This is a genomic window from Curtobacterium sp. NPDC089991 (assembly GCF_044748425.1).
Classification (GTDB): domain Bacteria; phylum Actinomycetota; class Actinomycetes; order Actinomycetales; family Microbacteriaceae; genus Curtobacterium.
The window spans coordinates 215,867-228,739 of the sequence record NZ_JBIVGB010000002.1 but is presented as its reverse complement, the minus strand read 5'-3'; the positions used below and the strand labels follow the sequence as shown (position 1 = coordinate 228,739).

General features: G+C 73.0%; 4 protein-coding genes, 1 tRNA gene and 1 other RNA gene. 4 read left to right on the top strand and 2 right to left on the bottom strand.

Going from position 1 to position 12,873, the window contains the following annotated elements:
* Window positions 1-127: 127 nt before the first annotated feature.
* Window positions 128-215: transfer RNA gene (locus tag ACIPV1_RS06165), tRNA-Ser, on the bottom strand.
* Window positions 216-336: 121 nt separating this feature from the next.
* Here ACIPV1_RS06165 and pta point away from each other — a divergent pair.
* On the top strand, window positions 337-2,445 hold the full coding sequence (pta, locus tag ACIPV1_RS06160; protein WP_123292134.1) for a phosphate acetyltransferase: 2,109 nt from the start codon (window positions 337-339) through the stop codon (window positions 2,443-2,445).
* 66 nt (window positions 2,446-2,511) lie between these two features.
* Window positions 2,512-3,708 (top strand): acetate/propionate family kinase, encoded by a 1,197-nt coding sequence (locus ACIPV1_RS06155; protein ID WP_402725960.1) that lies wholly within the window; start codon window positions 2,512-2,514, stop codon window positions 3,706-3,708.
* A 508-nt stretch (window positions 3,709-4,216) separates the two neighbouring features.
* Here the strand turns inward: ACIPV1_RS06155 and ACIPV1_RS06150 are convergent.
* Entirely contained in the window at window positions 4,217-4,891 is a 675-nt protein-coding gene (locus tag ACIPV1_RS06150; RefSeq protein ID WP_123292136.1) for an SDR family oxidoreductase, read from the bottom strand.
* A gap of 37 nt (window positions 4,892-4,928) precedes the next feature.
* Here ACIPV1_RS06150 and ffs point away from each other — a divergent pair.
* An RNA gene (gene ffs / locus ACIPV1_RS06145) (signal recognition particle sRNA small type) lies at window positions 4,929-5,025 on the top strand.
* Window positions 5,026-5,210: 185 nt separating this feature from the next.
* Window positions 5,211-12,824 (top strand): choice-of-anchor G family protein, encoded by a 7,614-nt coding sequence (locus ACIPV1_RS06140; RefSeq protein ID WP_402725959.1) that lies wholly within the window; start codon window positions 5,211-5,213, stop codon window positions 12,822-12,824.
* Window positions 12,825-12,873 lie beyond the last annotated feature (49 nt).

Genomic DNA, 12,873 nt, shown 5'->3' with positions numbered 1-12,873 from the left:
GGCGTTTGACGGCCAGTCCTTGGCGAACAGGGGACAGACGGGTCCGCCGCGTGGGGGACCAGCCGGCGCGATCACGACGCGCGCCGCCCGGAACGACGAAGGCCCCGCACTCGGTGCGGGGCCTTGCTGGCGGAGAATGGGGGATTCGAACCCCCGAGGGCTTGCACCCAACACGCTTTCCAAGCGTGCGCCATAGGCCACTAGGCGAATTCTCCTTGTGCTGTCTCGCGACGGCGACACCCAATGGTACAGGTTCCCAGGGGTGCTCACGACCGTGTGTCGTCGAGGCCGGTGCTCCCAGTTGTCGTGACATGTCCGGCGACTACCCTGGGGCGCGTGTCGACCCGCATCTACATCACGTCAGCAGAAGGGCACACGGGCAAGAGCACCGTCGCCCTCGGTGTCCTCGAGACCCTCGCGCGCTCCGTCGGCCGCGTCGGCGTGTTCCGCCCCGTCGCCCGCTCGGTCGCCGAACCCGACTACGTGCTCGAATTGCTGCTGCAGCACACCGCGGTCGGGATCTCGTACGACGACGCCGTGGGGGTCACCTACGACGACGTCCACGCGGATCCGGACGCAGCGCTCGGCACCATCGTGAACCGCTTCGCCCAGGTGGAGCGGCAGTGCGACGCGGTGGTCGTGCTCGGGTCCGACTACACCGACGTCGGCAGCCCAACCGAGCTGTCGTTCAACGCGAAGGTCGCCGCGAACCTCGGTGCCCCGGTGCTCCTCGTCCTCGGTGGTCGTGACGCAGCCGAGCGCGGTGCCCGCACGCCCGAGGGGATGGCGCAGGTCGCGGACGTCACGACGAGCGAGCTGCGAGCGGCACACGCGCAGCTGTTCGGCGTCGTCGTGAACCGCGCCGACCCGGAGGCCCTCGCCGCGATCGTGGCGAGTGTCGAGCGGGCCGTGCACGACGACCACCCGGACGTGCCCGTGTGGGCGATCCCGGAGGACCGCGTCCTCGTCGCCCCGACCGTCCGTGCGCTGCTGCAGGCGACCGACGCGACCCTGGTGCGCGGGGACGACGCCCTGCTCGACCGCGAGGCACTCGGCACCGTCGTCGCCGGCATGAGCATGGAGAACGTCCTGCCCCGCCTGATCGAGGGCGGCATCGTCGTGGTCCCGGGCGACCGCAGCGACGTCCTCATCGCGACCCTGCTGGCGAACCAGTCGGACACGTTCCCGAGCCTGGCCGGCGTGATCCTGAACGGCGGGTTCGAGACCGCACCGCAGATCTCCCGGCTGCTCGAGGGCCTGTCGAGCTCGCTGCCGATCGCGCAGAACGACCTGGGCACGTACGACACCGCCCTCCGCATCACGCAGACCCGCGGGCGCCTGGCGGCGGACTCGCCCCGCAAGGCCGACCTCGCGCTCGCCCTGTTCGAGCAGCACGTCGACGCCGAGTCCCTGCGCGACCGCCTGCAGCTCACGCCGTCCGGCGTCGTCACGCCGCTCATGTTCGAGCACGGCCTGCTCGACCGGGCACGGGGCTACGGCAAGCACATCGTGCTCCCCGAGGGCGAGGACGACCGCATCCTCCGCGCGGCGTCGACGCTGCTCGCCCGCCAGGTCTGCGAGCTGACGATCCTCGGCGACCCCGCTGCGATCCGCACCCGCGCGACCGAGCTCGGACTCGACCTCGACGCCGCCCAGCTCGTGTCGCCGTTCGACCCCGAGCTCCGCGAACGCTTCGCCGAGGAGTACACCCGCCTCCGGGCGCACAAGGGCATGTCGATCGAGCTCGCGCGCGACACCGTCACCGACGTCTCGTACTTCGGCACGATGATGGTGCAGCTCGGACTCGCCGACGGCATGGTCTCCGGTGCGAAGCACACCACCGCGCACACCATCCGGCCGTCCTTCGAGATCATCAAGACCCGTCCGGACACCTCGATCGTGTCGAGCGTGTTCCTGATGGCGCTCGCCGACCGTGTCCTGGTCTACGGCGACTGCGCGGTGATCCCGGACCCGACGAGCGAGCAGCTCGCCGACATCGCGATCTCGTCGGCCGAGACGGCGACCCAGTTCGGCATCGACCCCCGCGTCGCGATGCTCAGCTACTCGACCGGCGACAGCGGCACCGGCGCCGACGTCGACAAGGTCCGTGCCGGCACCGCCTTCGTCCGCGAACGCCGCCCTGACCTGCTCGTCGAGGGCCCGATCCAGTACGACGCCGCTGCCGACCCGACGGTCGCGAGCACGAAGATGCCGGACTCCCCGGTGGCCGGCAAGGCGACCGTCTTCATCTTCCCGGACCTCAACACGGGCAACAACACGTACAAGGCCGTGCAGCGCTCCGCCGGTGCGGTCGCCATCGGGCCCGTCCTGCAGGGACTGCGCAAGCCGATCAACGACCTCTCCCGCGGCGCCCTCGTCAGCGACATCGTGAACACCGTCGCGATCACCGCGATCCAGGCCGGCACCGCGTCCGACGCGGCCTGACCTGCGCAACGCACACCGCGCCTCCCGTCCGGCCGACCAGGCCATGAGCAGAAAGCGACACCACCCGTGACCGCAGCCCTCGTCGTGAACTCCGGATCGAGTTCGTTCAAGTACCAGCTCATCGAACTCGAGGGGGAGCGCACGCTCGCCTCCGGGCTCGTGGAGCGCATCGGCGAGTCGGCCGGCGCGTGGAAGCACACCAACGCGCTGACGGGGGAGTCGTCGTCGAACGACGCCGCGTCCGTGCCGGACCACGCCGCCGGGTTCCAGGCGATGATCGACGCGTTCGCCAAGGTCGGTCCGTCGTTCGACGAGCACCCGCCGGCCGTCGTCGGCCACCGCGTCGTGCACGGCGGCACCACCTTCGACCGCGCGACGGTGGTGACGGACGACGTCGAACGACAGATCGAGGCGCTCAACAGCCTCGCGCCGCTGCACAACCCGGCGAACCTCGAGGGGATCCGGGCCGCGAAGCAGGCGTTCTCCGACGTGCCGCACGTCGCCGTGTTTGACACCGCGTTCCACCAGACCATGCCGCCGCACGCCTACACCTACGCGATCCCGGCCGACCTGGCGTCGAAGTACTCCATCCGCCGCTACGGCATGCACGGCACGAGCCACAAGTACGTCTCCGAGCAGGCCGCGGTCTTCCTCGACCGCCCGCTGTCCGAGCTGAAGACCATCGTGCTGCACCTGGGCAACGGTGCCTCGGCCGCAGCGATCGACGGTGGGAAGTCGATCGAGACATCGATGGGCCTCACGCCACTCGAGGGCCTCGTCATGGGCACCCGCTCCGGCGACCTCGACCCCGCCGTCCTGCTGCACCTGCACCGCGAAGCCGGGCTGTCCTTCGACGAGCTCGACACCATGCTCAACAAGCAGTCCGGGCTGCTCGGCCTGACCGGCAACGGCGACATGCGCGACGTCCAGGACGCCGCCCTCAACGGCGACGAGGTCGCCGAAGCGGCGCTCGCCGTGTACCGCCACCGCATCCGTCGCTACGTCGGCGCCTACACGGCGCAGCTCGGCGGGCTCGACGCGGTGGTCTTCACCGCCGGCGTCGGCGAGAACAACGCGCTGCTGCGCCGGCGCGTGCTCGCCGGGCTCGAGCACCTGGGCATCGAGATCGACGCGGACCGCAACGAGCTGGGATCCCGGGAGGCCCGGGTCATCTCCACGGACACCTCACGCGTCGCGGTGCTCGTGATCCCGACGAACGAGGAACTGGAGATCGCCCGACAGTCGGCTGCGGTCGCGCTCTGACGCGGAGCGCGCTGCGCGGTGCGCGCTGCGCTGCCTGGCGCCAGCACGGTGCGGCCTGGGTGGGCTGGTGCGGGGTTGGTGGCTGGGTGCGCGCTTGTAGCGCGGCACGGAGCGTGCAAGTTCGCACGGGGTGTCGAGGTGCGCACGGTGCGAACGGGAGGCGCGGGGCGGGCTGGCGCCGTGCCTCCCGTCCGGCGCTGGGTCGCGGTCGCCGCATGGTGCGGCCTGGGTGGGCTGGTGCGGGGTTGGTGGCTGGGTGCGCGCTTGTGGCGCGGCACGGAGCGTGCAAGCTCGCACGGGGTGAGGAGGTGCGCACGGTGCGGACGGGAGGCGCGGGGCGGGCTGGCGCCGTGCCTCCCGTCCGGCGCTGGGTCGCGGTCACCGCACGGTGCGGCCTGGGTGGGCTGGTGCGGGGTTGGTGGCTGGGTGCGCGCTTGTGGCGCGGCACCGGAGCGTGCAAGCTCGCACGGGGTGACGAGGTGCGCACGGTGCGGACGGGGCGCGCGCCTCAGGACAGGGCGTCGAGGGCCGCGGGGATCGGCGTGTTCCCGCTCGTGACCTCGAACTGGACCCCGACGGCCGAGTCGTCGAGCAGCGCGTGCAGCACGACCGTGGCGACGTCGGCGCGGGGGATCGAGCCGCGCGGCACGGTGCGCCCGACGTCGACCGTTCCCTGCGGCGGCGTGTCGAGCAGGCCTCCCGGCCGCACGATCGTCCACCGCAGCCGTCGGGCGCGCAGGTTCGCGTCGGCCTCGGCCTTCGCCCGGAGGTAGACCTGGAACACGGCGGCGTCGTCCTTCGCGGGGACCACCGCGGCCTCGGCGTCGTAGGTGTCCGCCGCCATCGCCGACACCATCACGTAGCGGTCGATGCCCGCGCGCTCCGCGGCGTCCGCGAGCAGGATCGCGCCGTCCCGGTCGACGGTGAGCTTGCGCTCCGCACCGCTGTTCGGCCCGGCGCCGGCGGCGAACACCACAGCGTCGACCCCGCGGAGGCGCAGTGCCAGGTCGTCGTCGCCGAGCTGTTCGAGGTCCGCGACGATCGCCGTGGCACCCTGCTGCTCCACGTCGGCGACGTGTGCAGGGTTGCGGACGATCGCGACGGCGTCGTGTCCGGCGTCGGTGATCTGGCGGGCGAGGAGCAGTGCGATCTGGCCGTGTCCTCCGGCGATGGCGATCTTCATGTGTCAATCCTGCCCGGTCGCATCCGGTAGAGTTGTCGGCGGCTCCTCACGTGACGCCATCCAGGTGAACTCCCCCAGGGCGGAAACGCAGCAAGGGTAGCCGGGCTCTGGCGGGTGCGTGGGGAGTCTTTTCTGTCTCCGCGCGGTCTCCGCACCGCTTCCGCATGTCTGTTTCGTAACGGGTTGCGGACAGCAACCTGATCGTGTGTAAAGATCTGCCTCAGGAACTCCCAACCAGGGTTCCTGACTCCACCGCCTCACCAGCGGGGGAGATCCGAGGATCAGGTGGCGGGTGCGCCCGCCAGGATGAGAGACACGCATGCGCAGGCACGCGTCGCAGCGCGGTACCCGGGTACCGACCGCAGCGAACAACTGGACACGACGGATCATCGATGCTGGCGACCGAGCTCGACGACGAGCATCGGACGATCGGCGTCTCCTCCTGCGCGGCAGTGTCATCGCCACGGTGACGGCGCTCGTCGCCGCCACCGTGGCGATCCAACCGGCGGCGGCGGCACAGACCGACGTCGCCGAGGGCGAGGGCGTCCTGCTCAGCGGCTCCGGGATCGTCAACGTCGACGACATCGCCCAGCTCGGTGGCGCGTACTCCGCACGCGGGGCGACCACGGGCGGCGGCACGACGAACCAGCCGCTGAACCTCACCGCCCTGAACGCGGTGGGCGTGGACCTGGGCAACGACATCGACCTGCTCGGCACCAACGGCATCCTCACGCTCGGGGTCAACGGGCAGTACGCCACCACCTCGGCATCGGGGGCCACGGCGTCGTCCGGCCTGCTGACCAACGACGGCGGCATCGGGGTCGGCACGGGACTCGGCACCGGAGCCAGCACCCTGAACCTGAACCCGCTGTTCTCGCGGGTGGGCGCGGACACCACGGTGCTGTCGAACGCGCAGCTGCAGATCGGTGCCCTGGCGTCCCGCATCCAGTCCACGCGCGGCGCCACGGTCGGCACCACGACCGACTACCGCATCGCCGGCGCGAACCTGAACCTCACCAGCCCCGCGGTCGCGGGCCTGACGACGTCGCTGCGGACCGACCTGCGCACGCTCTCGAACTCCGTGAACACCACGGTCGGGGCGAACGGTGCCCTGTCCGGCACGACGACGGCGCTGACCGCCGAGCTCCAGCGGCTGCTCCGGTCGACGGCCCTCGGACTCGTCAACCTCAACGGCACGAACGTGACCGCCTCGGTGAACCTCAACCTCGACGGCACGCTCGAGCAGGTACTCGCACAGCCGCTGACGGACGGCGCGGTGACGATCACGCCGGCGACCGGCGCGATCACCGTCGACCTCGACAAGCTGACGACACTGAACAACCAGCCGGCGAACACCCCGGTGCTGACCGAAGCGGCCGTCAGCTCGATCAACCAGAGCATCACGACGATCCTCGGCACCCAGCTGCCGACGGCCCTGCAGACCGCCGTCGTGAACACGATCAACTCGACCGCGGTGGCCGTCAACGTCACCGCCAACGTGAACCTGGCCGGCGTCCCGCTCACCGCCCTCGCGCTCCGGGCGGACACCACGCTCGGCGCCCTGGCCGGCACCGCCCCGGCGAACGCCACCGTCACCGCGACCGGGGGCCCGCTCGGGCTGACCGTCCTCGGGAACCTGCTCGCCCCCGCCGTGAACTCCATCGTGGTCCCGGCACTGCAGACCATCGTGCGGCCGCTCGTCACCGGCACGGCCCTGACGACCCTCGGCACCACGCTCACCGCGACGACCACCGCGGTGTCCACGCTGCTGCGCCCCGTCGTGCTGCTGCTCCGCCAGGTGATCGACCTGACCGTGAACGCACAGGACACCACCACCGGCTTCCGCGACCAGCGCGGGTACGACCCGGGGTCGCGCAGCGTGCACGCCCTCCGGCTCTCGGTGCTGCCCGGCGCGAACGTCGCCACCGTCGACCTCGCCACCTCGACGGTCCGGGCGACGGCCATCGCTCCGCCGACCATCACGGCCCCGACGGCGAACCAGCAGTTCAGCGTCCCCTCGGCCTCGTCCACCCGGAGCATCACCGTCAGCGGTGCCGGTGAGCCGGGCGCGACCATCGCCGTGAGCCTCGGCGGCGGACGCACCGGCACGGCCACCGTGGCGGCGAACGGCACGTGGACGACCTCGATCCCGAACGTCCCGGTCGGCGACCACACGGCCGCGGCGAACCAGACGGTCAACGGGACGGCGGCGGGCTCCGCGATCCAGACCTTCTCGGTCGTCGCACAGCAGGCACTGACCATCACGACCCCGACGGCCGGTCAGACCTCCACGACCACCGGGACGACCACGCCGGTCACCCTGACGGGCACGGCGACCGCCAACGCGCGGATCGACGTCGACCTCGGCGGCGGCCGCACGGCGACCACCACGGCGAACGGCAGCGGCGCGTGGAGCGTCACGGTGCCCGGCGTCCCCGTGGGCGACCAGACCGCGAGCGTGACCCAGACGGTCGGCGACACGACCTCGAACCCCGTCACCCGGGCGTTCCGCGTCGTGGCCGCCGCGGGCCTGACGATCGACACCCCGACGGCGGACCAGGACTTCCCGCTCGCGGGCGACACCCGGTCCATCCCGTTCTCGGGCAGCGCGCAGCCAGGGGCCCGCGTGGACGTGGACCTCGGCGACGGCCTGACCGCGACCACCACGGCGAACGCCGGCGGCACGTGGTCGACGAGCGTCACCGGTGTCCCCGCGGGTGACCGCACGGCGCAGGTGACCCAGACGGTCGGTGGCACCACGAGCAGCCCGGTCGAGCGCGACTTCACGGTGACGGCGGCTCCGGGGCTGACCATCGACGAACCGGCCGACGGCAGCACGATCACCGTCGCGGACGCCACGTCGACGACCCCGGTCACGGTCTCCGGCTCCGCCGCCCCGAACGCGCGGGTCGCGGTCGGCATCGGCGGCTCGTTCACCACCACGGTGGACGCGGACGACGACGGCGACTGGACGGCGACCTTCGTGGGCGTCCCGACCGGCGACCGCACGGTCACGGCCCGGCAGACCGTCGACGGCACGACCTCGGCAGCGGTGACCTCGACCTTCACCGTCGCGGCCGGTGACCCCATCGCGATCACTTCGCCCGACGACGGTGACGTGGTCACGGTCCTCGACGCGGACACCACGGCCGACCTCGAGCTGACCGGCACGGCCGAGGGCGGAGCCGAGGTCCGGGTCTCGCTCGGTTCCGGGCGCACCGCGACGACCACGGCCGAGGACGACGGCTCGTGGACCGTCACCGTCCAGGACGTCCCGGTCGGTCGGTACACGATCGCCGCGACGCAGACGGTGAACGGCACGACCTCGCCCGCCGTCCGTCAGGTCGTCACCGTGCAGGCGGGCGCTCCGCTCGCCGTGACCGCCCCGGTGCAGGACGCGACCGTCACGGTCGCGACCGACGACTCGGAGGTGGACGTCACGGTGCGGGGGACCGCCCAGCCGGACGCCGACGTCGAGGTCGTCCTGGACGGCGGCGCCGCGGTCGCCACGACCGCGAACGCGCAGGGCGCCTGGTCGGTGACCCTGTCGGACGTCGGCACGGGCGACCACACCGCCTCGGTCACGCAGACCGTCGGCGGAGCGACCTCGGCCCCGATCGACCGCGACTTCACGGTCGAGGCCGGCGACGCCCTGGTCATCGAGGCACCGGGCGACGCGCAGGAGATCCCAGCGGGTACCGGCGGACAGGCGAACGTCGTCGTCCGGGGGACCGCCGAGCCGGGTGCGACCGTCGCCGTGACGATCGACGACGCGGACGCCGTCGAGGTGGTCGCGGACACGGCCGGCAACTGGGCGGTCCCGAGCACCCAGCTCGGCATCGGCGACCACACCGTCACCGCGGTCCAGACCGTGAACGGCACCGACGGTCCCGTCGTCACGCGGGACTTCACCGTCGTGCCGGGCAACGCGATCGTGATCGACACCCCGGCGAGCGGCACCCGCTTCGTCGTGGTCGACGACGACGCCACCGCGACGGTCCGGATCACGGGCTCGGCCGAACCGCTGGCCGCCGTCTCCGTCTCGGTCGGACCGGGCACACAGTTCACCACGACCGCGGACGCCGACGGCGCGTGGGCCGTCGACGCCACCGGCCTCGCCCCCACGGGCGTGTACACGGTGACGGCGAGCCAGGAGATCGAGGACGTCGTCACGAGCGCCATCCCGACGACCTTCCAGGTCGTCACGGCGAACGCACTGACCATCACGGCTCCGAGCACCGACCCGATCACCGTGGCCGGTCCGGACGTCGAGCGCGACGTCACCGTCTCCGGCACCGGTCAGCCCGGTGCCCGGGTCACCGCGTCGACCGCCGGCGCGGACGACCAGCTGGACACGATCGCGGCCGACGGGACCTGGTCGGTGACGTTCCCGGACCTCGGCGTCGGACCGCACCCCGTGTCGGTGACGCAGACGCTCCCGGGCACCGTGTCCGACCCGCGCACCTCGGCACCAGCCCAGCGCACGATCACGATCGAGGCCGCCGACGCGGTGTCGGTGACCTCGCCCGACGCCGACGACGTCCTGCTCGTGCCGGACGCGGACGCGACGCGTGACGTCGTCGTCTCGGGGACGGCGGAGCCGGACGCGCCGGTCACGGTGCGGCTCGGCGGCAGCACGCAGACCACCACCGCGAACGGCGACGGTGACTGGACGGTCACGTTCGGCGGGGTCGGTGTCGGTACCCCGACGCTCACCGCGACCCAGACCGTGGGCGGGACCACTGCCTCCAGTCCGACCCAGACCGTCACGGTGCGGGCAGGGACGGCCCTGACCATCGCGACCCCCGAGGACGGAGACGTCCTGACGGTCGCGGACGCGGCGGGCACCGCCGACGTCGCGGCGAGCGGCCTCGCGCAGGCCGACGCCGAGGTCACGGTGCGACTCTCCACGGGCGAGACCCAGACGGTCAGGGCCGACGACGACGGCGCCTGGCAGGCGACGTTCGCGGACGTGCCCGTGGGCGACCACCGCGTCACCGCGACCCAGGTCGTCGGCGGCCAGACGTCGACGCCGGTCACGGCGGCGGTGTCGGTCCGTGCCGGTTCCCCGCTCGTCGTCTCGACGCCCGCCGGTGCCACCGCCGTCACGGTCGCCGACGGCGACGCCACCACCGACGTCGACTTCGCCGGCACCGGCCAGCCCGGCGCGACCGTCACGGTCGACCTGGGTGACGGCGGCAGCGCGACGGCACGGGTCGACCAGCAGGGACGGTGGTCGACCACGGTCGACGGCGTGCCGACCGGGTCGTGGACGGCCTCGGTCACACAGTCGGTCAACGGCACCACGAGCGCCGCGGTCGAACGACCGGTGTCGGTCGTGGCCGCCGCCGCGCTCACGATCCGGCAGCCGGGCGACGACTCGATCACGGTCGCCGACGACGACGCCACGACGACCGTGACGGTCGCCGGCGACGCCGAGCCGGGCTCCACCGTGACGGTCACGGTCGACGACCGCGACCCCGTCGAGGTCACCGCGGGCGACGACGGCTCGTGGACGGTCGACGTCCCCGACCTCGGAGTCGGCGAGCACACCGTCGAGGTGACCCAGACCGTCGACGGCTCCACCTCGACCACACCGGCCTCGAGCACCTTCGAGATCGTGCCGGGCGCCCCCGTCGTGATCGACGAACCGACCGTCGGCCAGGAGTACACGGTCGCCGGTGAGGACGCGACCACCGCGGTCGACGTCAGCGGCACCGCGCAGCCCGGAGCGACCGTCGTGGTCGACCTCGGCGGCGGCCGCAGCGAGTCGACCACCGCGGACGACAACGGCGCCTGGAGTGTCACCGTCCCCGGGGTGCCGGCCGGCAACCGGACCGTGAGCGTCACCCAGCGCGTGGGCGACACGGAGTCGGCTCCGGTGACGGTCCGCATCCGCGTCCTCGTCGCCGCCCCGATCACGATCGCGACCCCGGCGGACGGTTCGACGGTGCGGGTCGCGCAGCGTGACTCGGTCGTCACCCTCACCGCAGGCGGTGCGGCCGAGCCCGGTGCACGGGTCCGCGTCACGATCGACGGGGGCGACCCCACGACCGTGACCGCGACCGACGCGGGCACCTGGACCCTCGCGCTGCCCGGCCTGGACGTCGGGGAGCACACGATCCGCGCGACCCAGACGGTCGACGGCTCCACGTCCGAGCAGGTCCGGAGCACCTTCACGGTGGCCCCCGGTGCCGCCCTGACCGTGACCGCCCCCGCCGACGACGCGACCTTCACCGTGCCGGACTCCGACCCGACCGCGACCGTCCCGGTCAGCGGCCAGGGCCAGCTCGGCGCCGACGTCCGGATCGTCCTGGACGACGACGACCCGGTGACGGTGCGGGTCGGGTCCGACGGCCGCTGGTCGACGAGCCTGACCGGCGTGCCGGCCGGTGACCACACCGTGTCGGTCACCCAGGTCGTGAACGGGACCACGTCGTCCCCGGTCGAGCGCGACGTCACCGTCGTGGTCGCCGAGGCGGACGCGATCGTCGTCACGGCTCCGGCCGACGGCACCGCGTACCGCGTGCTCGGCGGACGGACGGACGTCCGCGTGGTCGGCACCTCGGCGCCGAATGCCGCGGTCTCGGTACGCATCGACGGCGGCACCGCGGTCACGACGACCGCGGACGACGACGGCGACTGGGCGGTCACCGTCCCGGGCGTCGGCACCGGTCCGCACACGATCGCCGCCAGCCAGACGGTCGACGGCGCCACGACGGACGCACCGGAGGTCGGCTTCCGGGTGACCGTTGCGACCCCGGTCACCGTGACGAGCCCGACCGACGGACAGGTGGTCCCGACGACCGGCACGACGGCGTCGATCCCGGTGAGCGGCACGGCCGAGCCCGGGGCGACGATCACGGTCGACGTCGACGGACGGACCGCGACGACGACCGCCGGCGACGACGGCTCGTGGACGGTCACGGTCGGTGGCGTACCGGCAGGCGAGCACACGGTGTCGGTGACGCAGACGGTCGGCGGTCGGACCTCCGACCCGGTGACCAGCGCGGTCACCGTCGTGATCGCCCAGGCGACCGACATCACGATCACCAGCCCGACCCCGGGTCAGCTCATCCCCGCGAACGGTCCCGGCGACACCGGTTCCTTCACGGTGACCGGGCACGCAACCCCGGGGGCGACGGTGACGGTCACCCTGTCGAACGGCCAGGTGCGCACCACGACCGCCGACGCGGACGGTGACTGGAGCGTCACGTTCGACCGCGTGCCCGAGGGCGAGTGGACGATCCGTGCGACCCAGTCCGTGAACGGCACGACGACCGCCGCACCCGAGGTGCCGATCGTCGTCGACGCCGTGGACCCGCTCGCGGTCACGTCGCCCACGCCGGGTGCGCACCAGACGGCCTCGGCCGCCGGGTACGTCGACTGGCTGGTCACCGGCACCGCCGAGCCGGGAGCGACCGTCACGGTCGTCGCCGACGACGGGACACCGGTCACCACGACGGCGGACGAGACCGGCGCCTGGTCGGTGACGGTCCGGCTCGCGGTCGGTCCGCACGCCCTCCGGATCACCCAGACGGTGGCGGGTGCGACCTCGGCCGTCCAGACGATCAGCGTGGTGGTGGACGCCGCCACGGTGACGCCGGGTGAGCCCGGGACCCCGGGTGACCCCGGGACGCCCGGCACCCCGGGGAACCCCGGAACGCCGGGAACGCCGGGAACGCCGGGAACCCCGGGGACGCCCGGCCTGCCGGGCACGCCCGGGACCCCGGGAACGCCCGGTGCGCCCGGCAACCCGGGCAACGGCACGGGTGCCGGCACCGGGTCCGGCACCGGCCCCGGCGGACTCGCCTGGACCGGCGCGGAGGTCGCCCCGATCGCCGGGACGGCAGCCGGACTCGTGGTCCTCGGGTTCCTGCTGCTGGGGCTCTCCCGCCTGGCCAGGGGCGCCCGCCGCCGCAGCCGCGGCTGAGCCCGAGCAACGTCCCGCACCGCGCCTCCTGTCCGACCCCGTGTCGGCC

Bases quoted from the DNA above. Each gene is read 5' to 3' on its own strand.
- ACIPV1_RS06140 (WP_402725959.1), top strand. From the start codon at position 5,211: ATGCGCAGGCACGCGTCGCAGCGCGGTACCCGGGTACCGACCGCAGCG.
- ACIPV1_RS06150 (WP_123292136.1), bottom strand. From the start codon at position 4,891: ATGAAGATCGCCATCGCCGGAGGACACGGCCAGATCGCACTGCTCCTC.